At 69.7% G+C, this 25,279-nt stretch carries 26 protein-coding genes and 1 tRNA gene; 14 read left to right on the forward strand and 13 right to left on the reverse strand.

The features are described 5' to 3' along the window. Nucleotides 1-5: 5 nt before the first annotated feature. Genes H4281_RS12750 through H4281_RS12790 form a run of 9 tightly spaced genes read left to right on the forward strand, consistent with a single transcriptional unit; the run spans nt 6 to nt 6,523 of the window. Nucleotides 6-920, forward strand: a complete 915-nt coding sequence (locus H4281_RS12750) for a phage tail family protein (protein ID WP_182891094.1) — start codon at nt 6-8, stop codon at nt 918-920. A 12-nt stretch (nt 921-932) separates the two neighbouring features. Next, nucleotides 933-2,132 (forward strand): hypothetical protein, encoded by a 1,200-nt coding sequence (locus tag H4281_RS12755; RefSeq protein ID WP_182891095.1) that lies wholly within the window; start codon nt 933-935, stop codon nt 2,130-2,132. Then, nucleotides 2,129-3,280, forward strand: a complete 1,152-nt coding sequence (locus H4281_RS12760) for a hypothetical protein (RefSeq protein ID WP_182891096.1) — start codon at nt 2,129-2,131, stop codon at nt 3,278-3,280. Before H4281_RS12755 ends, H4281_RS12760 begins: the two co-directional genes overlap by 4 nt. A gap of 10 nt (nt 3,281-3,290) precedes the next feature. Next, nucleotides 3,291-4,028, forward strand: coding sequence for a hypothetical protein (locus H4281_RS12765; RefSeq protein WP_182891097.1), 738 nt, complete (start codon nt 3,291-3,293; stop codon nt 4,026-4,028). Nucleotides 4,029-4,040: 12 nt separating this feature from the next. Then, nucleotides 4,041-4,298, forward strand: a complete 258-nt coding sequence (locus tag H4281_RS12770) for a hypothetical protein (RefSeq protein WP_182891098.1) — start codon at nt 4,041-4,043, stop codon at nt 4,296-4,298. Nucleotides 4,299-4,335: 37 nt separating this feature from the next. Beyond that, nucleotides 4,336-4,581, forward strand: a complete 246-nt coding sequence (locus H4281_RS12775) for a hypothetical protein (RefSeq protein ID WP_182891099.1) — start codon at nt 4,336-4,338, stop codon at nt 4,579-4,581. Further along, nucleotides 4,578-5,288 carry a hypothetical protein gene (locus H4281_RS12780; RefSeq protein WP_182891100.1) on the forward strand — a complete coding sequence of 237 codons (711 nt, stop codon included), beginning with the start codon at nt 4,578-4,580 and terminating at the stop codon, nt 5,286-5,288. The genes H4281_RS12775 and H4281_RS12780 overlap by 4 nt, the downstream gene beginning before the upstream one ends. Nucleotides 5,289-5,291: 3 nt before the next feature. Next, entirely contained in the window at nt 5,292-6,218 is a 927-nt protein-coding gene (locus H4281_RS12785; RefSeq protein WP_182891101.1) for a glycoside hydrolase domain-containing protein, read from the forward strand. Continuing rightward, on the forward strand, nt 6,215-6,523 hold the full coding sequence (locus H4281_RS12790; protein ID WP_182891102.1) for a hypothetical protein: 309 nt from the start codon (nt 6,215-6,217) through the stop codon (nt 6,521-6,523). The genes H4281_RS12785 and H4281_RS12790 overlap by 4 nt, the downstream gene beginning before the upstream one ends. A gap of 66 nt (nt 6,524-6,589) precedes the next feature. On the opposite strand, the gene H4281_RS12795 is transcribed toward H4281_RS12790, so the two are convergent. The 4 genes from H4281_RS12795 to H4281_RS12810 all read right to left on the reverse strand — a co-directional run bounded on the left by H4281_RS12795 (nt 6,590) and on the right by H4281_RS12810 (nt 8,201). Next, nucleotides 6,590-7,018 (reverse strand): hypothetical protein, encoded by a 429-nt coding sequence (locus H4281_RS12795; protein WP_182891103.1) that lies wholly within the window; start codon nt 7,016-7,018, stop codon nt 6,590-6,592. Between the two features lie 485 nt (nt 7,019-7,503). Further along, entirely contained in the window at nt 7,504-7,668 is a 165-nt protein-coding gene (locus tag H4281_RS12800; protein ID WP_182891104.1) for a hypothetical protein, read from the reverse strand. A gap of 5 nt (nt 7,669-7,673) precedes the next feature. Continuing rightward, nucleotides 7,674-7,970, reverse strand: a complete 297-nt coding sequence (locus H4281_RS12805; protein ID WP_182891105.1) for a hypothetical protein — start codon at nt 7,968-7,970, stop codon at nt 7,674-7,676. Beyond that, nucleotides 7,971-8,201 carry a hypothetical protein gene (locus H4281_RS12810; RefSeq protein WP_182891106.1) on the reverse strand — a complete coding sequence of 77 codons (231 nt, stop codon included), beginning with the start codon at nt 8,199-8,201 and terminating at the stop codon, nt 7,971-7,973. Between the two features lie 133 nt (nt 8,202-8,334). On the opposite strand from H4281_RS12810, the gene H4281_RS12815 reads away from it, so the two are divergent. Together H4281_RS12815 and H4281_RS12820 are read left to right on the forward strand one after the other, a co-directional pair. Then, entirely contained in the window at nt 8,335-8,826 is a 492-nt protein-coding gene (locus tag H4281_RS12815; protein ID WP_182891107.1) for an NUDIX domain-containing protein, read from the forward strand. Nucleotides 8,827-8,855: 29 nt separating this feature from the next. Next, entirely contained in the window at nt 8,856-10,070 is a 1,215-nt protein-coding gene (locus H4281_RS12820) for a helix-turn-helix domain-containing protein (protein WP_182891108.1), read from the forward strand. A 138-nt stretch (nt 10,071-10,208) separates the two neighbouring features. Here H4281_RS12820 and H4281_RS12825 read toward each other — a convergent pair. Next, nucleotides 10,209-10,282: transfer RNA gene (locus H4281_RS12825), tRNA-Leu, on the reverse strand. A 124-nt stretch (nt 10,283-10,406) separates the two neighbouring features. Here H4281_RS12825 and H4281_RS12830 point away from each other — a divergent pair. Further along, a complete protein-coding gene (locus tag H4281_RS12830; RefSeq protein ID WP_037358573.1) occupies nt 10,407-10,628 on the forward strand; it encodes a DUF3618 domain-containing protein in 222 nt (73 codons plus the stop codon). A gap of 376 nt (nt 10,629-11,004) precedes the next feature. Here the strand turns inward: H4281_RS12830 and H4281_RS12835 are convergent, their stop codons facing one another. Continuing rightward, nucleotides 11,005-11,490 (reverse strand): hypothetical protein, encoded by a 486-nt coding sequence (locus H4281_RS12835; RefSeq protein ID WP_182891109.1) that lies wholly within the window; start codon nt 11,488-11,490, stop codon nt 11,005-11,007. A 220-nt stretch (nt 11,491-11,710) separates the two neighbouring features. Continuing rightward, nucleotides 11,711-12,310, reverse strand: a complete 600-nt coding sequence (locus H4281_RS12840; RefSeq protein WP_037815230.1) for a TetR/AcrR family transcriptional regulator — start codon at nt 12,308-12,310, stop codon at nt 11,711-11,713. A 71-nt stretch (nt 12,311-12,381) separates the two neighbouring features. Here H4281_RS12840 and H4281_RS12845 point away from each other — a divergent pair, with 71 nt between their 5' ends. Further along, complete coding sequence (locus H4281_RS12845) at nt 12,382-13,842, forward strand: flavin-containing monooxygenase (RefSeq protein ID WP_182891110.1); 1,461 nt, start codon at nt 12,382-12,384, stop codon at nt 13,840-13,842. A 334-nt stretch (nt 13,843-14,176) separates the two neighbouring features. Here H4281_RS12845 and H4281_RS12850 read toward each other — a convergent pair whose 3' ends face one another. From H4281_RS12850 to H4281_RS12870, 5 genes are all read right to left on the reverse strand, one after another. After that, nucleotides 14,177-14,767: a helix-turn-helix domain-containing protein gene (locus H4281_RS12850; RefSeq protein WP_182891111.1), complete on the reverse strand. Its 591-nt coding sequence runs from the start codon at nt 14,765-14,767 to the stop codon at nt 14,177-14,179. Nucleotides 14,768-14,891: 124 nt separating this feature from the next. Beyond that, nucleotides 14,892-16,574: an LCP family protein gene (locus tag H4281_RS12855; RefSeq protein WP_376771859.1), complete on the reverse strand. Its 1,683-nt coding sequence runs from the start codon at nt 16,572-16,574 to the stop codon at nt 14,892-14,894. Nucleotides 16,575-16,738: 164 nt separating this feature from the next. Beyond that, complete coding sequence (locus H4281_RS12860; RefSeq protein ID WP_182891112.1) at nt 16,739-18,910, reverse strand: phospholipase A2; 2,172 nt, start codon at nt 18,908-18,910, stop codon at nt 16,739-16,741. Between the two features lie 474 nt (nt 18,911-19,384). Continuing rightward, nucleotides 19,385-20,749 carry a GGDEF domain-containing protein gene (locus H4281_RS12865; protein ID WP_246411756.1) on the reverse strand — a complete coding sequence of 455 codons (1,365 nt, stop codon included), beginning with the start codon at nt 20,747-20,749 and terminating at the stop codon, nt 19,385-19,387. Nucleotides 20,750-21,213: 464 nt separating this feature from the next. Next, nucleotides 21,214-22,422 (reverse strand): MFS transporter, encoded by a 1,209-nt coding sequence (locus H4281_RS12870; RefSeq protein WP_182891113.1) that lies wholly within the window; start codon nt 22,420-22,422, stop codon nt 21,214-21,216. A 352-nt stretch (nt 22,423-22,774) separates the two neighbouring features. On the opposite strand from H4281_RS12870, the gene H4281_RS12875 reads away from it, so the two are divergent. Continuing rightward, nucleotides 22,775-23,662, forward strand: a complete 888-nt coding sequence (locus H4281_RS12875) for an SDR family NAD(P)-dependent oxidoreductase (protein ID WP_182891114.1) — start codon at nt 22,775-22,777, stop codon at nt 23,660-23,662. Nucleotides 23,663-23,675: 13 nt separating this feature from the next. On the opposite strand, the gene H4281_RS12880 is transcribed toward H4281_RS12875, so the two are convergent. Continuing rightward, nucleotides 23,676-25,274 (reverse strand): phosphoenolpyruvate--protein phosphotransferase, encoded by a 1,599-nt coding sequence (locus H4281_RS12880; protein WP_182891115.1) that lies wholly within the window; start codon nt 25,272-25,274, stop codon nt 23,676-23,678. Nucleotides 25,275-25,279 lie beyond the last annotated feature (5 nt).

Genomic DNA, 25,279 nt, shown 5'->3' on the forward strand with positions numbered 1-25,279 from the left:
CTCTCGTGGTGCTGACCGACCGGATGCAGGAGACCTACACGATCGGCGCGTGGGCGGCCGGCGGCACCGACGATGCCGGGTGCCGCTGGTCCGTTCCCGAGACGGATCTCCGCAACGGCACGGGCCGCAAAACCCACATCACCGAACGGCCCTTCGGCGCCGGGGCGTACCGCTCGAGGTCGTATCTGGCCGGGCGGTCGATGTCCCTGCAGGGCTGGTGCATGCCGACGGTGGAGCCGTCGTGGCCGCTGCTCGTCGCCGCACGCCGCCGGTTCATGGGCCTGTTCCCGGAAGGCTCGCAGCAGCTGCTGGTCGTGGACGACGGCGTGCAGCCGCGGCAGATCACGGTCGAGCTGGCGGAAGCGGGCCGGAAGTGGTCCTGGTGGCCCGCCAACGGCGGCGCTGACTGGCAGCTTGACCTGTACGCCGCGGACCCGCGGTGGCTGTCCACAGTGGAGCGATCGGCGAAGGCGACGCTGGCGAATGTCTCGGCGGACGGCCTCGACTGGGCGGCCGGGTCTCCGGGCGGTCTCGACTGGGCGGCGGGCTCGCCGGGCGGCCTGGACTGGGGCGTCAGCGGTACGGGCACGAACGTGCTGGCGATGCAGAACGACGGCATGGCAACGGAATGGCCGCTGCTGACGTTCAGCACGCCGTCGACGCTGCAGAACCCGACGTTGGTCGACCCGGCCACCGGCGGTGTCCTTGCCTACAGCGGGTCGATCGTCGCCGGGCAGACCCTGCGGATCGACTGCTCGCCGTTCTCCGCGACCCCGGTGACGCTCGACGGCGTCGACCGATCCGGCGCGCTCGGCAGCGCCAGGTTCATTTCTCTCCCGCCCGGTGCGTCCCGGGCGGTCCAGTTCACCGGCATCGGCGCGGGCCAGGTCGTGGCGACCTGGCACGACGCCGACGAATAGAAGGGGGTCGGGATGACGAGCAACGCGTCCGGTACCGGGGCCTGGACCCTGCAGCAGCGCAACAACGCCCGGCAGGGCCGCGCCTTGGCGCAGAGCCTTTTCCTTGGCGCGTCGCAGAACGCGCCGCTGTCGGCGAACCGCTCCGGCGTGCTGTCGACCGCGTCGGACGGTACGCAGGCATACGACTTCCGGGTCACCGTCGCGTCCGGACTGACGATGACTGTGCAGCCCGGCAGTGCGATCGTGAACCGGGCAGGGCAGGGCCCGTACCCGGCGTGGCGGGTCCCGGCCGCGGTCAACGTCACGTGCGACCCGGCACCCGCCACGAACCCGCGGAACGATCTGGTGGTGCTGAGGGTTTACGACGCGGCGCTCGGCGACGTCGTCCCGGCAGAGGGCCCGGTCGCGATCCAGGTCATCACTGGCAGCCCGGGACCCACGCCGGTCGACCCGGTGACAGCGGACGCGACCGGCACGGTCACCAACTGGGCTACCGCACCGGTGGGGTCGCAGGCCGCGGGCGGCGGTGTCGGGATCATCCTGGCGCGGGCGCAGGTATCGACCGGCGGCGTGATCACGCTGACCGACCTGCGTCGCTCGACCGGCCTGATCGGCGGCGTCCGGGTCCTGCTGCCGGGCGACAGCCTCACCGATCCCTCGTACATGCCCGGCGACATCGCGTGGTTCAACGGACATCGGTACTGGGACGGCACGGCCTGGCAGGAGCTTTCCTCGTCGCTCGGCTACGCCAAGGGCCTTATCGCGAAGACCGTGTACAACAGCGAGGGCGTGTTCGACACGCAAACCGAGACCGTGGGCGACGGCGCGTCGTTCACGTTCGACCCGGCGCGCTCGTACCAGTTCGACTGGCAAGGCACCATCTCGGCCACCGCCGACCGGCCGTACATGAGCATCGGGTGGCGCATCGCCAACGGCGGCACCGTGACCAACACGTCGCCGTTGATGTACAGCACCTTGCTGCCGATCCAGGGCAACGGCAAGTTCGACAAAGCCCATCTGACGTGCCCGATCAGCGGGGCGGCCATCGCCGCGCTGGGCATCAGCGCGGGCACGGTCCGGGCCGCCATCACGCACTACATCACCGCGGGCAACGGCGGCAGCGGCTGGCAAGTCCGCGGCGACAACGGCGTGAGCCCGGCACTGCCGAACAAGCGGCACTTCGCCGTGTTCGACACCGGGCTGAGCCGGTGACGTCCGTCGAGCGCGAATACGCCGCGGTCGCCTACGACACCGTCACCGGGAAGGTCGCGCGCGATCTGCAGCTCGCGGCCGAGCCGGAGTGGGCGGCCCAGATCAACGACGCCGGGTCGTGGAAAATCACCGTTCCGATCGACGGCGCGGAACGCACCCGGCAGGTGCGCGAGTGGTGCGTCCCGGACAAGACCAGCGTCGCGGTGCTGCGCGGCGACCTGGTGTGCCAGGCAGGGCCAATCACCCCGTACGAGCCCTCGTCGGACGAAGCGGTGTTCACGGTGTCGGGCAAGGGGATCTGGGACATCCTGGACCGGCGCGCGCTGCACAACGCGGCGTGGAACCCGGCGACCGGGCAGCGGCTGACCGACCCGGCGGTGGACATCACGATCAACGGGACGCTGCCCTACATCGCCAGGGAGATCGTGAACCACCAGATCAACATGCAGTTCATCAGCGGGTCGAACCTGCCGATCGATCTGCCGACGATCGCCGCCGGCGGCACGAACACCCGCACCTATCACGGGTACGACATCGCGCCCGGCGGCCAGCGGCTGCGCGAGCTCACCCAGGTCGACAACGGCCCGGACGTAATCTTCCAGCCCTACCTCACCATGGTGGGAGGCGTGCGCTACATCCGGCACCGGATGCTGGTCGGGAACCCCTGGCTGACCCAGCCCGGCGTGGACCTGAGGTTCTTTTCCCGGCGCACGCTGACAAGCCTGGCCCTCGCGGGCGGTGTCCGGCCCACCGCGACCCGGGCGATCGTCAAGGGCAGCGGGAATGAAGCCGGGCAGCTCTACGGGCTGGCGAGCGCAACGGACCTGATCTCGTCCGGGTGGCCCTTGACCGACGACATAAACACCAGCCACACCGACGCCAGCGTGCAATCCACTCTGGACGGATGGGCGGCAGCGAACGTCGCGCTCGCCTCCGGGCAATCCGAACAGTGGCAAGCCACGGTCCTGGCCGACGCGGACCCGCAGCTGAGCAGCTACATTCCCGGCCACTTCGCCACCTACTCGGTGACCGACCACATCTACCTGCCGGACGGCGACTACCGGTGGCGGTTGATCGGGGTGTCCCGCGGCGGATCCACGCCGCGCGACCGCGTCGACCACCAACTGCAAGCCGTCCGCGCCGACTAGGAGGTGCGCCGTGGTCGCGAACGACCCGGTCGAACGCCCGGACAGCATCGACTTCCTCAAGAACCGGATCCGCGACCTGCAACAGCAGATCGACGCGTTGACACGGCAATCGAAATTCCCGTTCTCCATCGGCCACAACGGGACGCCCGATTTCGAAGTGCTGCCGGACCCGGCCGACCCGTCCGGCGGCGCGAAGGTCCGGATCCTGAATGGATCCGGGCAGCCGATTATGGAGACGTTCTACTCGACCACGTACAACGGCAAAGCCGCGCGGATGCTGGACCTGGCCGGAGCCTCGATGTGGGCGCAGGACCAGCTGGCCGGGTACGGTATCTCGCACCCCAGCCTCACCGGCTGGCTCGCCCCGGACTTCTACGGGCAAGGGCTCAATCCATTCGGCACCGGCGCGGAGACTTCGGTCGCGACCGGACAGTTCTTCGCCTACAACCCGGCATGGCGGCTCGGCGCGCTCGTGCGCACCGGAGGCACTGGCCTGGTGAGCTGGCGGTTCAGCATCGCCTACAACGGCGGGACCGTGTACGGGCCGCTCACCACCGGCGCGACAGGCAACTTCTACATCGGCTCCACACTGCTGCTGCCTGCCAGCGCGATGGCCAACCAGGTGACCGCGTCCCTGCTCGTCACCAACACGTCCGCGGCCCAGACCATCCAGGTCTCGCCGACACGCTGCTACGGCGTCTCGGCCGCGCAGTACTACATCGACAACGGCCTGCCCCTCCCGTTCTAGGAGCGTCCTCACGTGAGCACCTTCGCCTTCCCCAAACTGCAGTACGCCGTCTGGGACGGCACAAACGTCGCCGAGATCGGGGAGTTCGTGCACGGCGCGTTCGTCGCCGCCGACGGATCCCTGCAGTACCCGGGAGTCCCCGGCATGGGAGTCCCGATCACGTCGGATCACGGCGTGTACGTCGTCGGCACTCCCGGCGGGGTGTACCCGATCGGCGTGTTCGCCACCGAGGTCGAGTTCCTCGCCGCGTACTCGCCGGTTTCCAACTGACGGCGCGACCGTCCACTGTGCACGAAAGGGGGCGAAGTTGAGTGATCTCGCCTCGCTGCTTCCCGGCATCGCGGCCGTCATCACCTCCATCGGCGGCATCGTCACTGCCATCTACGCCATCAACCGCGGCTCCAAACGCGAACGCCGCCGCGCTGCCGAGAAGGTCATCGACCGTTTGCTCGACGGGCCGGACGAGGACGACGAAGACGATGACGACCGGAGCGAGGCGATCGCCGAACTCCTCGACGAGCTGCTCAAGCGCCGAGAAGGTGACGACTCATGACGGGTGAGATCGACCGGGCCATCGTGCAGCCCGCCGCGGACAAGAGCCGGGACCGGCGCGCGCACCGGCTGCTGTGGCTCGGCGCGCTGCTCGCCCTCGCGGGCGTCGTCTGGTTGGCGGTGCAGCTTTTCGGGCAGGGCAGCGAGATCGCGGCGCTGAAGCAGACCAGCGACGCGCGCGGCGCCGACGTCGGGCGGCTGGCCGCGCAGGTGAAAGCGCTCGGCGGGACACCGGTCGTGCAGCCGCCCGCGGCGACGCCGGTTCCGGTCGATCCGGCGACGCTGCGCCAGGCCGCCCGGCAAGCGGTCGACGACTACTGCTCGCTGCGCGACCAATGCCGCGGCGCGAACGGCACCACTCCGGATTTCGACGCGCTCACCACCGCGGTGCTCGCGAAGATCCCGATCCCGAAGAACGGCGCCGACGGCCACGACGGACGCGACGCACCGGTTCCGGACTATCCCGCGCTGGTGGCCTCGGCGGTCGCGTCCTACTGCGACGCACACGACCAATGCCGCGGCAAACCTGGCACCGACGGGAAGAACGGCAACGACGGCGCTCCGGGTCCCGCGTGCCCGTCGGGGTTTGAGCTGCGCGATGCCGTGATCACCGCACCGGACGGAACCACTTACCGGGGCAAGGCGTGCGTCGACCCGGGCAGCAGCGCACCGCCCTCCGCCTACCCGCCGCCCACGACTGGAGGATGACCCATGGCTCGATGGGCCGACTACTCCGCCGGACGACCGTCCGGCGCCGCGCTGCGCAAGGCCGGGTTCTCCGGCGTGATCCGCTACATCGGACTCGGCAGCGAGGGCAAGCAGCTCGTCGCCAGCGAGTACCGCGACCTCGTCAGCGAGTTCGGTGCGGCCAACGTGCTGCTCGTCGCCGAGGCCGGGACGGGCGACGCGTGGGGCACCGAGACCGATGACGACTACGCCCGCGGCGTCGCCTACGGCCGGATCGCGCTCGCCGACGCCCGGGCGCAGGGCGTGCCGGACTGGGTCGGGCTCGCCTGCGCGGCCGACGCGCACGCGCAGGCGTTCCAACTCGACGACGTGGTCCGCTACGCCAGCGGATTCCGCGACGCGGTCGGACAAGCGCGCTGCGGGTTCTACGGCTTCTCCGAAACCCTCGCCGCCGTGCACAACGCGGGGATCGGTTCCTGGTACTGGCGCTGCGGATCCGAACCCACCCAGGCCGAGAAGCAGTGGGTCAACTTCTGGCAGCGCAACCGCGACCCCCAGCGGATCACCGTCGCCGGAATCCCGTGCGACATCAACGAGGTCTACCGCATCCCCACCACGGAGGACGACATGCCCAGCATCAACGATCTGCTCGACGCGTCCGTCGGCAAACGCGCCGACGGCTCCACCGTGTCGGTCAAGGACGCGCTCGTGAACACCTACCTCGCGCAGTTCCAGGGCGGCGGCGACGGCGGCGCGCTCGCGGTCAAGGCAGGCATCAACACGCTGAACGCGAAGGTCGACGCGCTGACCGCGGCCGTGGCGAAGCTCGCCGCGGACCCGGAGATCACCCCGGACGCGCTCAAGGCGATGCTGAACGAAGCCATCGCGAACAACGTCAAGATCACCGGAACCGTGGCGATCACCGGCGCGAACGCCGAGGCCGGCCAGTGACCGGCCAGCACGCCGACCCGATCGGCGCACCCAGCTTCCCGCAGCGGCTCGCTGACTGGGCCGCCCGGTTCCGCAAGGCCCTCGCCGCGGTTCTCACGATCGCGGCTGTCCCCGGCGTCCTCGGCCTGATCAACCTGATCCCGGGCGTACACCTCGACGCCGCCACGTTCGCCACCATCGTGACCGTCGTCGGCGCGCTCGCCGGAGGCGGCGTGGTCGCAGCGGTCCCGAACAAACCGCCGAACCCGCCGGCCGTGGACCCGCTGTACGCCGAGGACGTACCCCGGATCCCGAAACCCGAATAGCCGCTGGCTGCAAACCAACGACGAGGGCCCCGCGCAGATGCGCGGGGCCCTCGATTCGCGTCTGGGTCAGGGACGGACGGTGCAGTCGACACCATCAGCCCGAGGGGAGGACGAGGCAACGAGCTCGCCATCGCGATAGATTTTGCAGCCGTTCAACTTGTCCACGCCGTCGATCGCCCAGCCTCGGCCGCCTGTGACCGCCACCGAGATCATCTGAGAGGTGGCCGGGCTTGAGGTCGCAAACTCGATCGTCTTATCCCCGACCAGCGGCGTGGACGGCGGGGTGCCGCCAACAACCTTGCTGCCGTTCTGATCAACCGTGGCGTTCGGGTCGCCGCCGTCGTTCCGCATGAAGGTGAACGTCGAGCCTGTCTCGCCGGTCAGTTCAACGCGGTAGTTGTGGCTTTCGGATGCACCGCTCGCCTGCTGCAGGTTGATGAAGGCCAGCACGACGGCCACTGCCGCGAGGACGACGCCGCCAACCACGATAAGCATCCGTCTGCTGCGTCGAACCGATTGAGTCCCCGCTGCCCCAGCCATCTCGACTCCTGATTGTCGGCTATGTCCACCGATTGTTCGCGTTGATCACCTCTGGTGTTACAAGGTGACGGGACCGGCGGCCGGCGGGTGGCTTGGTGGGCCGGTGACCGAGGAGTGCGGTCACCGGCCCTTCCCCGCGGATCCATTCGCGGGGCTCACCAGTCGACGTCGCGACTGGGAGATGGATGGACGGCAGCCCTCCAGGAAAGAAGGGGGAAAAGAGGAGGGCCGCCGCCCGCGCGCCCCGTCCCGTGGGGCGCAACCCGGATACCGCAGCGGTGTCGGGGGAGCCGTCGCAGCTACCGGGGTGATCCGGGTGGCCGGTGGCCGCTCCGCGCTTGAGCAGCCACCGGCCTGCGCGCTCTCGGGAAAGAGCGCACCCCAGCACGACGACGGCCCAGGAACAGACCAAGGTGGGAGGCCGGTGTCGTGTTGGGAGTTCATCGACGGCCCATGTGCGAGCCGGGCGCAGTGACCCCGTGGCGCGGATACTTTTGGTTGATGTAGTGGACCCACGCGTCCACGCTCGCGTCCGGACCCGGTTCGACGGGTTCGGGTTTCTGCTCCGTCGTCTCGGGAGCGACGGTCTCGGGTGTTTCGTCCATCGTGGTCACCGGGCAAGTCCGGTGCAGCCGGGGCACCAGTTAGCATCGCCGAACCCAGCCGAGGCGAGCTCGCTGCGCTCGTGGCGTTCCGGATAGGGATCGTTGCCGGAGCACCACGGGATCAGCCACTGCACGGACGGGTCCGCGAGTTCGCGTTTCCAGTAGCGATGCACGGTCCGGCGGTGTGAGGCGGTTGGGTCGGCGTGCACCCGCAACGTGAGTTCCGTCGTGCGTGCTGGATGCACAGCGCGGGTGATCGCTGCTACTTCCTCGGCGGGCAGCTCGCCGCACAGGGTGTCCATTCAGGCACCTCCCGGGTGGCTGAGCAGTTCAGTCAGCGCAGCGCGCACGTTCTTGATGAGGGCGTTCCCCTCGGCGCGGGGGAGGGTGGCTGTCGGGCCATGCGCGATCCCGAGAGCAACCACTTCCTTGCCGTCGGCGTTGCGCGTGATCCCGGTAATCACGTTCACCTTCCGGCCGATGGTGTCGGTGGTGCTGATCGTGCGTTGTTGACGCCACCCGCGTTGTTGCATGCGAGCGAGTATTTCTGAGAGTGATGGCCTGTAACACAGCCAGTAACGATCAACTCGCGCGCGGCACAGACCCAAACTAGGCGTGATTGGCCTAGAACTTTCAAACGGGCTGGGCCTCTGTACCCTCCCGGCTGTGGATCTCCTGCCGTTCGATGAGTACGTACGCTCGCTCCCTCGGAAGCGAATGTCGGCAGGAGTCCTGATTCGGGACGACGCCGAGCGTGTCCTTTTCGTCGTACCGTCCTACAAGGAGCACTGGGACATTCCCGGTGGCGTGTGCGAGGACGGCGAGGCACCGTGGCGCACAGCTCGCCGGGAGTGTGCCGAGGAGATCGGGATCGATCGGTCTCTCGGTCCGCTGCTGGTGATCGACTACGTCCCTTCCGACGGTCGGATGCCGGAGGGGCTCGCATTCATCTTCGACGGCGGGCGAATTACCGCGGACGATGCGGCGCGCTTGAAGCTCACCGATCCCGAGATCTTGTCGGTCCAGCTGTTGTCGCTCGACGACGCCGCACCGCGTTTGAAGCCGTCACTCGGTCGGCGGATCCACGCCGCGCTTGCCGCCGTGCAGGCTGGCGAAGCCCCCGTGATCTGCGAGGATGGCCACCCGGTCACGGGGTAGTACCGACCGGCCGCAGGGGAGGAACATTCGTGGCTGGCAGACCCATCGCGGAGAACCTCGCTCGTTTGCGAATCGCGCGCGACCTGTCGCAAGAACAGCTTGCCGAGGCCGCCGGGGTCGGGCCCGACACAGTATCTCGGATCGAGCAGGGCAAGCGCACGCAAAGCCGACCTGCAACGTTGCGGAAGCTCGCACAGGCGCTTGGCGTGACGGTCGACATGCTGCTCGGGCAACAGTCCAGCCCTCATTCGCTCGACCTCGACGTCGCCCCGTTGCGCCGGGCAATCAACGCCGACGACGACATCCCCGGGCTCGACTTCGCGGAAACCCGCGAAATCCTGCCGATGGACGAGCTCGCTGAGAGCGCGCACGAGGCGTGGCGAGCCTACGTCGATGGCCGCCACGGCGAGCTGCTGCACGCGCTTCCTCTCGTTCTCACCGATGCGCGCCGCATCGTCCGCGAGACGCGCGACGAGGAGCGCGCCGGAGGACATCGGGTGTTGTCGACTGCGTACCGGCTCGGCGCCGGAATCGCGGGCAGGATCGGTCTCGACGACCTCGCATACACAGCAGCGCGGCTCGCCGTGAAGACCGCGGCGCACGCTGACAACCCAGAGGTTGAGCGGGCGATTTCCCTGCGCTACCTCGCATGGACCCTCGTCCGCCAGGGCCTGCCCGAAGACGCCGAGAAGGTCGCCACCGAAGCGGCCGCGGCGATCGAACCGCGCATGCTCGACCGGGACCCGATCCGCGCCGGTGTATTCGGCAACCTGCTTTTCAACGCGGCCACCGCCGCGCTCAACAACGGCAGTCCGGGCCGCGCTGAGGACCTGCTCGCTGTAGCGCACGGCACCGCGATTCGCTCGAGCGGTGACACGGCCACCGAGGCTGCGATCTTCGGCCCGCGAGTCGCCGCGCTGCAGCGGGTCGACTTGATGGTGCGCGCCGGCGACCCTGAGCGTGCTCTCGCGTTCGCTGACGCCGTCCCCCCGCCGACCGGTGCCGACGTTCCGGCGTTTTGGGAGTCCGGCCATCGGTTGTTCCTCGCTGCCGCGGCCGCCGACTTGCGCCGGGACAAGGCAGCCCTCGCCTGGCTCGCTGAGGCACGCGACCTCGCTCCCGACTGGGCCCGCCGCCAGCCGCTCGGGAAGCGAGTCATGCGGCAGCTCTCCGAGCGCGCGACACGGCGGCGCGGGGCGACGTTCGCCGACCTTGCCGCGCACTACGGAGTCATCTCCGACTAGGCCATTCAGACAGGGGAAGGGCGGTCTCGGGCAAGCGCCCGGGACCGCCCTTCTGCTGTCGGTTGCTGTAAATCTGCTGTACGCGGACTTGTTGATCAGTTACTTGACTGCGTAAACCTGCTGGTCAGAGCCCGAGGGTGGGGCCGGAGAGACTCGAACTCTCACTGGCACGGACCTAAACCGTGTGCCTCTGCCAATTGGGCTACGGCCCCCAGGAATCAGGTGTGATCGTAGCGCGCGCCACGTTCGGGTTCGCTCGGCGTGGCCAGTCGCCGTCGCGCGGGGGTTGTCCTCTACCGTGGACCGCCTACAGTCCGACTGCGGCGAGGAGGGCACGTGGCTCGCGACCCCGAGACCATCGAGCGTGAGATCGAGCAGGCGAGGACCGCTTTGGCGGCGACCCTCGACCAGCTGGGCACGAAGGCCAATCCGCAGAAACTCGCCGAGCAGGCGAAGGACGGCGTGCGCGCGAAGCTCGACAACCCGAAGGTCAAGTACCCGCTCATCGGGGCAGGCGTGCTGGTGGCCGTGCTGCTGGTGCGGAAGCTGTTCCGCTGACCGTTCGCGTCGTTGGCGAGCAGCGCCTCGGGTTACGCCGGGTGCTGTTTCGGTCGCGTGCGGGCAGGTCGCCGAATACCGCCCTGGATGGCGGATGGACAGCGGTGATCGCTACGCCGGGTGAACTTCGTGAGAAGTGCCACTGAACCAGAGGTCACCTGTTTGGCGGTCGCTCACCTGGGTCGGTTGGCGGCATCACGTTCGCCGAATCGGGCTACCCCGCAGGGGTGACGCGGTGGTTTTGCCGCGCTGTCCTGGAGCTGGCCACCTGTTTGCGGGGGTGAACAGGAGGGCCTGCACCGGCCCCCAGGCGAGGGCGGCGCGCAGGCGAAACCGGCCCGCGAGAACCGCGGGCTGAACGGGAACTAAAGCGAGATCAGGCGCGTGCGACCGGAGGCGTGGCCGACGCGCCCGCTGTCACACCGGGGCGGCTCGCCTCGTCGGGCTTGCGGTCTTCGACCTCTTTGGGGAGCTGCTTGCTCGGCGGCAACGCGGGCTTGGCGGCCTTGTCCTTCTCCGCGGCAGCCGGTGCGGGAGCCTCGGCCTTGTCGGATTCGGCAGGCGCGGCAGCGTCCTTGGCCGCCTTGGCACCGCCCGACGGCGGGATTTCCAGCGGCTCGATCTCCGGCAGCGTCAGGCGGGCGGCCATGTACGCGCTGGTGAACTCCAGTGCGTTGCCGTTCAGCAGGTGCACGACCGTGGGACGCTCGTTCGGGGCGAGCTTCTCCACGAGCTGGTCGGCCCGGTCGCGGGCGGCGATGATGCCCGGCGCCTTGCCGGTCAGCTCCTTGCCGCGGCCGCTCACGGTGATCGTCCAGTCGTCGTTGTCGTGCTTGTAAGTCGCCGTGATCGTTTCCACCACTGCCTCACCCCTCTCGTCATCAGCATGCGTCACAGGTCGAGACCCGGCCACCGCAAACTCATGACGCGATTCCTGCTTGCCGGCCGCTGGCGCGACACTCAGTGTGTCTTTCTACCGTGTCATCGATACCGCAAGAAAACTCTGTGTCACAAGTAACGGGACGAGATGTGCGCTGAGTGACGACCGAATGGCCTAATGCACGGTCATCTTCACGTGCACGTCAGATCGCTCGCTGTGACAACCCGGCCCAGAGCAGATCCATCGCGTACTCGGTGGCCTTCTCCGGGGTCACCTCCGGGAAGCGCTCGCACCAGATGGCCAGCCGCTCGCAGGCGCCGACGACGAACTCGGCCGAGGCTTCGGCGCGCAGGGTGTCCTCGCTGTCGAAGTAGCCGCTCATCAACGCGGTGATCAGGTCGGTCTGCTGCCGGCGGGTTTCTTCGATCTCGTCCGCGGCGGGAGTGCCGATGAGAGCCATCTCGTGCCGCAGCAGCGACCAGGCCTGGCGGCGCTCGCGGATGAAGACGAAGAACGCCAGCAGCCCGCGCCGCAGCGCCTCCTGCGCCGAGTCCGCGCCGACGATCGACTGCTCGGTGGCCTCTTGCAACGCCGAGCGCGACTGCCGGATGCACGCCAGCAGCAGGCCCTCTTTCGAGTTGAAGTACTCGTACAGCATCGGCTTGGACACACCGACCAGTTCGGCGATCTCGTCCATCGACGCCATCGCGTAGCCGCGCTCGCCGAAGACCTGCTCGGCGACCTCGATCATCTGCCGTTCCCGCTCGGCTCGGGGCATGCGCTTGCGCTTGGCGGTGGTCATGGCGCACACTCTACCGCCAGTAACCTACTCCGAGTAAGCTGGACTTCGGGTAACAGTTAACGGGAGGACGCATGGGCAACCGCACCGAGACCGGCGTGATCGTGGTCGGCACCGGGTTCTCCGGGCTCGGCATGGCGATTCAGCTGCGCAAGGACGGCCGCGAAGACTTCGTGGTGCTCGAGAAGGCCCAGGACGTCGGCGGAACCTGGCGGGACAACAGCTACCCCGGTTGCGCGTGCGACATCCCGTCGCACATGTACTCCTTCTCCTTCGAACAGAACCCCGGCTGGTCGCGCGCGTATTCGCCGCAGCCGGAGATCTACGAGTACATGCGCGGGGTCGCGGACAAGTACGACCTGCGCCGCTTCATCCGCTTCGGGCAGGAGATGACCGGCGCGCGCTGGGACGCCGAGGAGAACCGCTGGCACGTCAGCACCCGCGGCGGCGACGAGTTCGTCGCCCCGGCACTGGTCGCGGGCGTCGGCGCGCTGCACCGGCCGATGATCCCGGACCTGCCGGGCATCGAGCGGTTCCAGGGCCGCGCGTTCCACTCCGCCGAGTGGGAGCACGACTTCGACTTCGCCGGCAAACGCGTCGCCGTGGTCGGCACCGGGGCCAGCGCGGTCCAGTTCGTGCCGAAGATCGCGCCGGAGACGGCGGAGCTGACGCTGTTCCAGCGCACGCCGCCGTGGGTGATGCCGAAGGCCGACCGCGACATGCCGGGCTGGCTGCGCGGGCTGTTCCGCGCGGTGCCGCCGGTGCAGCGGCTGTACCGGAATTTCCTTTACTGGACCCTGGAAGCGCGCGCGATCGGCTTCAACGGCCAGCCGTGGATCATGAAGATCGGGCAGCGGCTCGCGAAGGCCAACATCGACCGCGCGGTGAAGGATCCGGAACTGCGCGCCAAGCTGACCCCGGACTACACCATGGGCTGCAAACGCGTGCTCATCTCGAACGACTACTACCCGGCGCTCGCCCGAGACAACGTCGACGTGGTCACCGACGGCGTGGCCGAGGTGCGCGAGCACAGCATCGTCGACCGGGCAGGCGTCGAGCACGAGGTGGACGCGATCGTCTACGGCACCGGATTCCACGTGACCGACGCGTTCGACAGCCTCGAGATCGTCGGCCGCGACGGGCGGAATCTCGCGAAGGAATGGGCGAGCGAAGGGATGCGGACGCATCTCGGGATCACCGTGAACGGCTTCCCGAACCTGTTCTTCCTGCTCGGGCCGAACACCGGACTCGGCCACAACTCGGTGGTCTTCATGATCGAGGCGCAGATTTCCTATATCGCGCAGGCGTTGCGGCTTGCGGGCGACCGGGCGCTGGACCCGCGCGAGGACGTGCAGGAGCGGTTCAACGCGCAGGTGCAGCACAAGCTCGACAAGGGCATCTGGACTCAGGGCGGTTGCAAGAGCTGGTATCTCGACGCCAAGGGCGTGAACCGGACGCTGTGGCCGGGCTTCACCTGGCGGTACTGGCTCGACACCCGGACGGTTCGGCGGGAGGACTACGAACTGCTCGGCTGAGGGGGCACGAAGGGGACTTTCGCGGCGGGGGATGGCGCCGCGAAGGTCCCCCTCGTGGTCTCTGCGGTAGTCCACAGTGGACTATGAGGTACGAGGGGAAGCTTTCGCGGCAGGGGAGGAGTCGCGAAAGTTCCCCTCGTAGTACGTGGGCTCCGGCGGGCAGCGTTCAGCGCGGAGCGGGCGCTCCACAGTGGACGCCGACCGGACGCGGGCAGCGTTGTCGTCGAGCGGTGTCGTCGTCGGACAGTAAAGAAACCTGTGCGGAGATTGAGCAGTACGAGGGGGACTTTCGCGGCAGGGGAGGAGTCGCGAAGGTCCCCCTCGTGGTCTGTGGTCAGGCCGGAGCGAGCTTGCGCAGGTGCGAAACCAGCTCGGCCGTCGGAAGACCGCACAGTTCGGCCATCCGCTCCAGTGCGGCGAAGTCGAACGACACCTCGTCGGCCGAGGTGCTCGCCGAAGCGGGCTGGCCCGCAGCCGAGGGAGCGGAAGGGCTTGGCGTGCTTGAGGATCCGGCTACCGGAACGGAAGCCCGGGCAGTGGCGCCCGCGCGGGCGGGCGAACCCGGCATCGCGACTCCGTTCTGCCGCAACCGTCCTTCGGCCCAGCGCCGCAGCGGAGTCAGTTCCGGACCGGCCTCCGCGACGACCCGGCGCAGGTCCACGCGGACCCGGCCCGGTTCCTCGGTGAAGACCCGGCTGTGCACCTTCGCCAGCAAATCCTGCGGAAGCTCGTCCATCGCCACGCACAGTTCGACCAGGCGCACCACGGAACACTGCCGCGTGCCCAGTTCATACGTCGCCAGTGTCTGCAGCGAGATTTCGCTCTGCAGATGCGCGTTCAGCTCTTTGCGCGTCCATCCCCGGCCACGCCTGAGCTTGCGCAGCTCGTCTCCCAGCACCCGCTGGTAGTGCTCAGCGTCGATCACGGCCCCTGCCCCTCAACCAACTTCGCGGACGCGGGCTTGCGTCCCGGTGGTGAAAGTGCCGAAGCGGCCGCTCATTACGCGGGTTTCGGGAGAAATTTCTACTTGCCCCGAATGGAGCAACGCGTCAGTTGACGCAGGGCACCCCGTCGGCGGTGATCGGCTGGTCGTCGGTCCCCGGACCGGTGGGCGTCGACGGCGGTGCGGCCTGCTGCTGCGCCGGAGGTGCTTGCGCGGCACCGGTTCCGCTCGAAGCGCCGGCGGAAGGCTGGTAGTCCGAACCGAGGTAGACCTTCACGTGGCCCTTGGGCACGCTCTTGTCTTCCTGCACCGTCGCCTTGGTGCCGAGCGCGTCGGCGACCGCCTGCCCGGCCGCCTCGCCGCCGCTTGGGACCCAGATCACAGTCGTCTTGCGCGAGGACGCGTTGTCCGTGTCGCCGGCGGTGAAGCCCTTGTCCACCAGTTGCTTCGACACGCTCGCGGCGAGACCAGTGCGGTCCGAGGCATTGCGCACGTCGACCGTCGTGTCCTTATGCGACTCGTCCGGCTTCGGCGGCTGCTGCTGCGCCGGAGCGCCGTCGGCTCCGGCCTGCGGACCGGCGAGGGCCTGCACGAACGCCTTCACCTTCGCCGGGTCGACCTTCACCGCGACGCCGTCGTTCGGCGTGCGGTACTCGACGTTGTCGACCGGGATGGTGCGGAACTCCAGCTGTCCGCCGGTGAGGCCCTTCATCTGCTGGGCGAAGTTGAAGATGTCCCAGTTCTGGTTCAGCACCACGGACTTCTTGATGGCGTCGACCAGAGCGTTGAGCTTGCTCGGGTCGGTCAGCGTTCCCGCGGACAGCACCTTGCGCGCCATGCCCGCCATGAACACCTGCTGGCGCACCACGCGGTCGAGGTCGCCGCGCGGCAGGCCGTGCCGCTGCCGGACGAACTCCAGCGCCTCCACCCCGGAGATGGTGTGCTGGCCCTTGGTGAAGTTCGCGCCGGAGTAGTCGTCGTCGACGTTGTTCTTCAGGCAGACGTCCACGCCGCCGACGGCCTTCGTGATGTCGCTGAAGCCGAGCAGGTTGATCGCCGCGTAGTTGTCGATGGTGGACCCGGTGAGCTCCTGGATGGTCGAGATCAGCAGCCGCGCCCCGGCCTGGTTGGCCTTGACGTCGAGTTCCTTCGGATCGGTGACGCCTTGGGCCTGGAGGTCCTTACGCGCCTGCAGCATCGCCCTGGCGTACGCCGAGTTGATCTTGTGCTTGCCGTAGCCGGGGATGTCCACGTACGAGTCGCGCGGCAGCGAGAGCGCGACGGCCTTGCTGCCGTCGTTCGGGATGTGGACCAGGATCAGCGTGTCGGTGTTCAGCTCGCCGTCCGATTCGCCCGCGCGCAGCTGGGCGAGCAGTTCCGGGGAGAGCGGGTTGCCCTGCATGTCGGTGCGGCTGTCGAGGCCGACCAGGAGGATGTCGCGGGCGCCGTCGGCCGGTTTGTCGCCGCCCCCGCCCTCGCCGATCACGTCGGAGTAGTTCAGGCCGTTGACCAGCCCCTGCAGCGACGCCCACGCGTATCCGGTGAGCCCCATGACCAGCAGCGACACCACGGTGAGAGCGATTTTCGCCCCGCGCAGCCCGCCGCGCCGGGACCCCCGGTGCGGACGGCGCGGGGGCGGGCCGGGACGCCGAGGCGGTCCGGCGGCCTGCGGTTCGCGTCGCGAGCGGGGCGGTGGCCCGGGCCGCCGCGCCGGTCCCCGGCCGGGCTGGTCCTGCCACGAGCGGGCGGGGCGGCGATCGCCTTGCCCGTTCCGAGGCGGGTAGTCCACGGGGCCGGCTCCTTCTCGTCGTTCTGGTCGTCCGCTTCTGGAGACGCATGGTGCCGGGCGGGGGTTGCGACGGATTCGCACCTCCCCCGGGCGGTGTGGTGCGCACCACCTATGTTCCGGTATCCGAAGCAGTTTCGCCCGGTCGGCGGTACGCGTGTCGCGGGTCAGGGCGCCGCGGGAGCCGCCCGTCTCGTCGGAACCATGCACGAACCCGCTCCGACCAGCGCGAACACCGCGGTCAGGATGTGCAGCACGACGACCGCCGAGCCGTGCGTTTCACCGCCGGCGGCGGCCACGAGAGACGGAACGCAGGTCAGCGCGGCGGCGAACCACGTCGCGGCCGAGGTCGCCGCCCCGCCGGTCCGGACGGCGTGCAGCAGCAGGACGCCGAGGAGAAGGTGCACGAGGCTCTGGACCGGGTCCAGCCTCAAGCCGAGTACGTCGGCGTCCGCGGCTTCGGCGCCGAAGCGGGCCAGCGCCAGACCGAACACGCCGAGCGTCGCGTAGCCGATGCCCAGCGCGGCGGCCGCGCGAGTGAGCAGCACCGGACGGCGGCCGGTCGGCGTATACGGAAGCGGTGCGACAGGTGCTTCGGCACCGGGTTTGCCCGGGTGGCGTTCGAACCACCAGAAGACCAGCGCCGCGGGCACGAGCAGCAGCGCCACCGCGGCGAGCATGCGGGGCTGGAGGAGCCAGCTCAGGCCGTTCGCGATCGGTCCGGGCAGGTACACGACGGCGACGAGCAGCAGCATCGCGGCGAGGAACGCCAGGTACAGGCTCATCGGGGCACGCAGCATCAATGCGGCGGTGCGGGTAACGCGGTCGCGTGCGGCCCAGCGACGCAGTGGTGTCGCGAGGAGCCCGACGAGGCCGAGCTGCGACACACCCAGCAGCAGCACGGTCCACGGCCGCGCGGACAACGCGGCAGGCGCGCCCGGGTTGCCGAGCAGCACCGGCGAAGCGTCGAAGGCGAACACCGCGAGTGCGAGAGCCGCGACGCCGCTTACGGCAGCAACAGCGAGCACTGGGCGGCGAAGCCGGACGCCATCCGCGTACGCGAACGCCACCTGCTGCGCGAGGAGCGCCAAGGCGAGCGTGGCGGCGTAGCGCGGCCAGGACACGTCCGTCCAGCTGGCGGCGAGCTCTCCGGCTACGACGACGGCCGTCAGCGCCGCGACTGACCACAGCCGCGTACGGCGGTAGAGCGCGAGCAGCATTGGCGCGCCGACGACGGTCAGCAAGTAGACGCCCAGCAGCCACAACGGGTGCAGCGCGATCCGCATGACGGTGGCGTTGGTCCCGGCCGGGATGCCGAGCAGTTCCAGCGCCAAAGGCACGATCAGGGCGACCACGGCGAAGATCAACGCCGGGCGCAGCAGCGGGCTGGACCGTTCGGCGAGGTAATGCCGGTAACCGCGGTCGCGTTCGGCCCGCCAGCCCGCCGCGTTGGCGAGCCCGCCCGCGAAGAAGAGCAACGGGGTGAGCTGGGCGAGCCAGGTCAGCGGCCACCAGGAGGCCTGCGGCGCGCCCGCCCAGTCGGCCAGCGCGGTCGCCGACTCGCCGACCATCAGCGCCGCGGCCCCGGCGATGCCGAGCACCGCCCACGGCCGGGGAATGCCGCGAGGCAGGCGCGGGCGCGGGGTGGTGCGGCGGGCGGTGTGCCAGCCGCGCAGGCGCATCACGAGCAGACAGCCGATCACCAGCACGCCGGCGACCATCGGGCCGATCGGGTCGCCGACCGGCGGGCCCCAGCGCTGATGCCACGAGTTGACCACCAGCCCGCCGGTGAACACCGACGCGACCAGCTGGCAGGTGCGCTCGGAGTTCATCGGGTTCAGCTCGCAGGTGCGGTGCATGTCCTGTTCGAGCCGGTCGTCGAGCGCGGCGCGGGCGGACTGGCCGAGCGGGTGGCCCTTGTCGTTGGCGTAGCGGAGCAGGTCGTAGCCGAGGTCGTGGGCCTTGCACGGGACGGAGAAGTCCCACTTCGTGTTGTCGTCGCCCCACGGGGCCGAGCAGCCGCCGTCGAGGTGGGCCGCGCGGACGGTGCCGTCGCGGGCGGGCAGCGCGCCGGGCTTCACTCCGGTGACCGCGGTGAAGTCCTTGGGCAGGAGCGCCAGCGCGGTGGCTTGCCCGTCGGGGTGGGCGAGCGCGTCGACCGCGTTCTGCGCCGCGAGCACGCCGCCGGTCGGCGGACCCTGGTCGGGCGGGGACGCGGGCCGCGAGGCGATCAGGCCGAACCCGAACACCACGAGCAGGACGAGCAGCAGCCAGCCGGACGTCGACCAAGGTCGGCGAACGCGAACGGCGGCCGGGGCACGGTCGTCGGTGGCTGGCATGCGCACCAGGGTGCCAGCCCGGCGCGCGCCGCGGGAGGCGGCTGTCCCCCTCACCCGCGCGGGGGGTAACCCCCAGGGGTTCCGCACCTGGCCCGCGGCTCCCGCATGTGGCCCGCTGGCCGAGGAGCGCCCCAATGTGGCGTTGGGTGCATCTGACGCACCCAATGTGGCGTTCGGTGCGTCCCACGCACCCAATGCCACATTGGGGCGCTCTGGCCGGAGGGGTGCGGGAGGGGACGGGAGGGACGGAGCGGCGGTCGGGTCCGGGCTGCGGCGGCGGATTCCGGGCACTCGGCCGAGCGGGCCCGGCGGCTTTCGTTCCTTCCCGAAAACCAGCCGTCGCGGTTAGCGGCGCCGAGGACAATTAACCCCGCGGACTAACCCGGCGGCAGAACGGGGTGCGGACAGTCGCGCACAGTTGCTGAATCGGTTTCGCGATTAATCGCAAACAGTGCCGGTGATCGGAATTGTGGATCACTCGGACGGCAGATTCGCATCCGCGAAGCGGACCTGGTTCCGGCCGCCTTCCTTCGCGGTGTAGACGGCCGCGTCGGCGGCTTGCAGCAACTGTTCCAGTGTCGTTCCGTTCGCCCCGAGCAATGCGACGCCGATCGACGCGGTACGGCCGGTGATCAATGCGGAACCGCCGCGTTTGTCGGTCGTCACGATGCGCTGATCGGCGATTGCGGTACGGATCCGTTCCGCGGTCACCTTCGCCGCCGTGCTGTCCACATCGGGCAGCAGGATGAGGAACTCCTCGCCGCCGAAGCGGCCGATGATGTCCTTGGGGCGCGTTATCTCGTCGAGGGTTTGCGCGACCGTGCGGAGCACGTCGTCGCCCGCCGGATGGCCGTACGTGTCGTTGATCCACTTGAAGTGATCGAGGTCGATCATCAGCAGCGCCAGGGTTTCCCCGCCGCGTGCGGCCCTCGCCAGCGCGCGCTCCGCGGACTCCGACCACCCGCGCACGTTGAAGATCCCGGTTTTCGGATCGGTGCGCGCTTCGGACTGCAGTTGGTTGATTTCCGCCAGCCGGTTGCCCAGCACCGTGATCAGCACGAGGATCACGATCGCGGGCGGGATGTTCACGAGCAGGATCGTCGCGATGGTGCCGAGGCTGATCGTCGACAGCTCCAGCAGGTTGTCGTCCTTGGTGCCCAGCACGTTGCGCAGGGTGGGCGCGGACGTGCCGCCGAGGGCGAGCAGCCCGCCGATCACGATGGCCTGCAGTGCCGCGTAGCTGAAGCCGACGAGCATCAGGATCCCGAAGACCTGCAACGAGTTCGCCGGCGAAAGCCGGGCGAGTTCGGCGGAGGCGAAAGTCTGGTAGAGGTGGTGCGCCAGCAATGCCGACACCGCATGCGTGAACGAGGTGAACACGAACTTGTGCGGCGGCCGCCGGGAGTTGAACCACCGCTGGACGCGCAGGAGCGCGATCAGCAGGAGAGTCAGCGGGATCGGCAGCAGCAGCGCGGCCGGGAACACCCAGATGCCGGTCAGGTCGATGTGGACGGCGGTGACCCGGTTGCGCCGCCGTTCCTCCTGCCGCCGGGTGAGCTGGATGTGCACCGTCGCGCAGCCGGCGAGGATCGCGAACCGGCCCCAGTCCACGAGATCCGGGCTCGGCGACGCGACCACGCCGAAGGTCAGCAGCGCCACCGCGATCGCGTCCCAGGCGAGCAGGAACGCCACCATCCGGCGCGGTTTCGTCCAGAGATCCCAGGAGGAAACGGGGTTCGCGGCGATCAGCGCGCGCAGCCGTCCGGCGAAGCCCGTCGCGGCGGGCGGTTCCTCCCCGGGGCCGCGGTGCTCACCGCGCGCCGGTTCGGTTCCGGGCATCGGGCCGTGCCTCCTCCGGAGTCGGATGCGGTTCCCGGACGGTTCCCGGTTCTGCGCCGTTATCAGTTGCCGGTATCATCTCACTCACCGACTTCGAACGCTGTATTCGGTCGTAGTCTCCGAACCCGGAGACGCCTTCCGCGACAACTGCTGCATCCATGAAGTAAATTGCGGAGGAGCGTCCCCGCCGTCCCCCCGAGTGAGGTGTTTTCCCGTGCGCGACCGCGAAGCGTGAATCGAGCTGTTGTCATTTTCCGGTGAATTGTCAGCGAGTGGAGGTGGACAGCTGTGCGTGACCGTGAAGCGTGAGTTCCGTGACCGATCCACTGCGGATTCGTGACAATGCGAACGGAGGTGTGTTCCGTGCGTGACCGTGAAGCGTGAAACGACTTCCCGTCCGGCGTATCCGGACCCATTCGGCCGGTGCCTCGACCCCGGCCACAGTTCCATCCCGCAACCCACGATCAGGCCCCGGCCGCGACCGCGTGCCGCACCCGGGTCCACGAGAACGCGGTGGGGATCGCCAGAGCCACGCCGGCCAGCCCGGCCAGCGCGATGGCGGTGACGGCAGATCCGGTCGCCTGCGCGACCACCCCGCCGAGAGCCACCCCGATGCCCTGCGCCACGCGCAGCCCCGTGCGGTAGAGCCCGCCGGCGCCGCCGCGCAGCTCGTTCGGCACCCAGGTGGAGAACGTCGCGGTCACGGTGATGATGTAGGCGCCCATCGCACCGGCGAGCGCGAGCAGCACCAGCGCGACCACCAGATTCGGCTGCAGCCAGAACAGCGCGAGCAAGGCCAGCGACGTCGTCGCCAGCACGCCGAGCAGCCGCTGCCGGACCTCGGCGGACGCGAATTTCGACAGCAGATAGGCCCCGGCGACGAAGCCGAGCGGGTCGGCGGCGAGCAGCCAGCCGACCGCCGCGGACGGCGCGTTCAGCTGCTGGGCCAGCGGCGCGGCCAGCCCTTCGGGCACCACCGCCAGCCCCACGAGCCACGACAACGCGATCAGCACGCGCAGTTTGCGCTGCCCGAACACCCAGCGCGTGGCGGAGAACCAGGTGCTGTGGTCGCCTCCGGCGGCGGGCCGGTCGTGCACCCACACCCGCACGATCACCGAGGCCACCGCGAAACTCACCGCGTCGATCGCCAGCGCCCACGAGGTGCCCACTGCCGTCACCAGCACGCCGCCGCCCGCCAAACCGAGCAGCTGCACCGTGTTGGTGGTGATCCCGCGCAGGTCTTGGCTGCGCAGGTACAGATGGTCGTCGGTGAAGACCTCTCGGGTGATCGCGTTCTGCGCGGCGTTCGCCGGTGACGCGGCGAGCTGCACCGCGACGAGCAACGTGCACAGCGCGGCCAGCGGCATCCCGGGCAGGCTCATCAGCCCGACCAGCACCGCCTGCGCCGCGGCGCTCACGCTCAAGACGGCGCGGCGCGGGTAGCGGTCGGCGAGGAAGGACAGCCCGAGCCCGCCGGCGAGCGCGGGCAGGAAGGTCAGCGCGTAGACGACGGCAGCCCAGAGCGCGGAACCGGTGCGGTGGTAGACGAGGATGGACAACGCCACCTTCGCCAGCTGGTCGCCCGCGCTCGAGATGGCCTCCGCCGCCCAGAGCACGCGGTATTCGACATTCCGCAGCGGCGCCGTAAGCCGAGAGGTCGCTTCGGTCGTCACGAGATGACCACTGCCCCCTCCCCGATCGAGTGAATGCGGGTGACCCGCATTGTGCCTTCGCCTGGTTCGCTCCTGGCCAGGAGTGTCACTGCTCCGGCCAGGGCATGCACCCTCAGTATGCCGCCGATCACACCAGGGTGAACAGTCGGGAAGAATCCGGTGGCCGGAACGCGGAGCTGTTCGGACTGACCTGCCGCGGGGTATCCGTAGCACTGATCAGCTTTCCTCGTTCGGCGCAGCGCGACCACCGTTCGTCGCCATCCTCCGGCGCGACTGGGCCGAACGGTCCAACACTGGGAGAGACCCGGCGGAGCGGACGTCCTCGCGCCGGGCGCACCAGCGGGGAGTGAGCGTGGACAGACTGTTGCAGGACAAGGCCGTGGTCGTGACCGGCGCCGGGCGCGGGCTCGGGGAGGCGTTCGCCGTGCACCTCGCCAGAGCGGGCGGTGCGGTGGTGGTCAACGACGTGGACGCCGACCTGGCCGAGCGCACGGCCGCGACCATCCGCGGCCACGGCGGGCGCGCGGTCGCGAACGGGCACAGCGTGGCCGACCCCGCGCAGGCGCAGGCGATCGTCGACCAGTGCGTCGCCGAGTTCGGCCGGATCGACGGACTGGTCAACAACGCGGGGCTCAACTACGAGGCGCTGCCCTGGGAGGACGACGCGGAGCAGGCCCGCCAGCTGGTCGAGGTGAACGTGCTCGGCGTGATGTACACCGGGCTGGCCGCGATCCGGGCGATGGTCGGCGCGGGCGGCGGCGGGTCGATCGTGAACATCTCCTCCGGCGCGTCGCTCGGGCAGCGCAAGCTCGGGGTGTACTCGGCGAGCAAGGGCGCGGTCGCGTCGCTGACCTATTCGTGGGCGCTGGACCTCGAGGACTCCGGGATCCGGGTCAACGCCGTGTGCCCGGTGGCGCACACCCGGATGGTCTGGAAGTCCGAACGCGCGCTGCGTGCGTGCCCGCCGGAGCGCACGCCGGCGAAGATCGCGCCGCTCGTGCTGTTCCTGCTCGGCGAGGGATCGCACGGCATCACCGGGCAGATGATCCGGTGCAACGGCCCGCAGCTGCACGTCATGGGGCAGCCGTATTTGAAGCAGCCGATCCTGGAGCGGCCGGACTGGGACACCGAGACCGTGCAGCAGGCGTTCGACGAGGTGTTCTCCGCCCACCTGGAGAACTACGGACTGGAAAAGCGCGTGCCGCCGCGGCTGCGCAAGTGGTCCCGGCAGGCCTCGTGAGTGTTCGTGCCGGTTAGAACCGGCACGAACACTCACGAGACCCGAGGTCAGCGGCGGCTTCGCGGCAGCCGGGCAGGTCGATCGCGCGCAGCGTCGCGCCGACGGAGGCGAGCGCGGCCGAGTTCATCGACAGGCTGCTCACCCCGAGCCCGGCCAGCACCGGGGCCAGTCCCGGGTCGGCGGCGGCTTCCCCGCACACCCCGACCGGTTTCCCGGCGGCGGCCCCGGCCTCGGCGACCATCCCGGCCAGGCGGAGCAAGGCGGTCTGGCCCGGGTCGTTGAGCGCGGCGACCGCGCCGAGCTGCCGGTCGGCGGCGAAGACGTACTGGGCCAGATCGTTGGTGCCCAGCGAGACGAAGTCGACCTCGGCGAGGATTTCCTTGGCGCACAACGCCGCCGCTGGGACCTCGATCATCACGCCTGCCCTGGCGATCCCCGCCGCCCGCGCGCGTTCGGCGAACCAGCGTGCCTCGGCGGCGGTCGCGATCATCGGCGCCATCACGGAAAGCTCGGCCCCGGTGTCGGCGGCGGCGCCCGCGATCGCGGCCAGCTGCCGGTCCAGCAGCTCCGGGCGTTCGAACGCGACCCGAACGCCGCGCACGCCCAGCGCCGGATTCGGTTCGTCGCCCATGTCCAGGAACGCCAACGGTTTGTCCGAACCGGCGTCGAGCGTCCGGACGATCACCGGTTTCCCGGCGAACGGAGCCAGCACTGCCGCGTAGGCCGCGCGCTGTGCCTCCACGGACGGCTCCTCGGTCGCGTCGAGGTAGCAGAATTCCGTACGGAACAAGCCGATTCCCTCCGCGCCCGCGTCGGCCGCCGCGCGGGCGTCCGCTGCGGAACCGACGTTCGCGAGGAGCTTCACCGGATGCCCGTCGGACAGCGCGCCGACGCCGTCCCATTCCGCGCGCGGTTTCCGGCTCGCGGCGCGCACACGGCCGTCGGCGAGCGAAACCGTCCCGGCGGAACCGTCCACGGCGAGGCCTGGGCTGTCCGCGGCGAGCACTCCGGTGCACGCGACCACGGCCGGAATTCCCAGTGCCCGAGCGAGAATCGCGGTGTGGCTGGTCGGTCCGCCCTCTTCGGTCACCAGCGCGAGGACCAGCTCCGGGTCGAGACCGGCGGTGTCGGCCGGGGCGAGGTCGCGGGCCACGAGCACGCTCGGCGACGTCAGTTCGGGCACTCCCGGCGGGGCGACTCCGAGCAGGTCCGCGACGATCCGGTCCCGCACGTCGGCGACGTCGCGAGCGCGCTCGGCCAGGTAGCCGCCCGCGGCTTCGAGCGCCGCCATGAACTTCGCGGCCGCGTCCCAGACCGCACGCGGCGCGGGAAGCGACTGCTCCCGGACGAGCTGTTCGGCGGACGCGAGCAGCGCCGGATCCGCCGCCATCGCCGCGGTCGTTTCCAAGACCGACCGGGCATCGCCGGACGCAGAGCGGGCACGATCGGACAACCGGGCAGCCACCCGGGCGGCGGCCGGACCGATCCGGTCGGCTTCCCCGGCCGGGTTTGCGGGGGCAGGCCCATTCTCGGGTTGATGCAGGTCAGTGGCTACGACGATGCGTGGGCCCTCGGCCTGGCCGGGGCTGACTCCGACTCCGGACAACGACATGGCGA

It is taken from the genome of Amycolatopsis dendrobii, from assembly GCF_014145675.1.
GTDB classification, from domain to species: domain Bacteria; phylum Actinomycetota; class Actinomycetes; order Mycobacteriales; family Pseudonocardiaceae; genus Amycolatopsis; species Amycolatopsis dendrobii.

Coding starts and splice junctions, on each gene's coding strand:
- H4281_RS12755 (WP_182891095.1), top strand. CDS start 933: ATGACGAGCAACGCGTCCGGTACCGGGGCCTGGACCCTGCAGCAGCGC.
- H4281_RS12780 (WP_182891100.1), top strand. CDS start 4,578: ATGACGGGTGAGATCGACCGGGCCATCGTGCAGCCCGCCGCGGACAAG.
- H4281_RS12785 (WP_182891101.1), top strand. CDS start 5,292: ATGGCTCGATGGGCCGACTACTCCGCCGGACGACCGTCCGGCGCCGCG.
- H4281_RS12795 (WP_182891103.1), bottom strand. CDS start 7,018: ATGCTTATCGTGGTTGGCGGCGTCGTCCTCGCGGCAGTGGCCGTCGTG.
- H4281_RS12800 (WP_182891104.1), bottom strand. CDS start 7,668: ATGGACGAAACACCCGAGACCGTCGCTCCCGAGACGACGGAGCAGAAA.
- H4281_RS12805 (WP_182891105.1), bottom strand. CDS start 7,970: ATGGACACCCTGTGCGGCGAGCTGCCCGCCGAGGAAGTAGCAGCGATC.
- H4281_RS12810 (WP_182891106.1), bottom strand. CDS start 8,201: ATGCAACAACGCGGGTGGCGTCAACAACGCACGATCAGCACCACCGAC.
- H4281_RS12840 (WP_037815230.1), bottom strand. CDS start 12,310: ATGACCACCGCCAAGCGCAAGCGCATGCCCCGAGCCGAGCGGGAACGG.
- H4281_RS12845 (WP_182891110.1), top strand. CDS start 12,382: ATGGGCAACCGCACCGAGACCGGCGTGATCGTGGTCGGCACCGGGTTC.
- H4281_RS12860 (WP_182891112.1), bottom strand. CDS start 18,910: ATGCCAGCCACCGACGACCGTGCCCCGGCCGCCGTTCGCGTTCGCCGA.
- H4281_RS12865 (WP_246411756.1), bottom strand. CDS start 20,749: ATGCCCGGAACCGAACCGGCGCGCGGTGAGCACCGCGGCCCCGGGGAG.
- H4281_RS12880 (WP_182891115.1), bottom strand. CDS start 25,274: ATGTCGTTGTCCGGAGTCGGAGTCAGCCCCGGCCAGGCCGAGGGCCCA.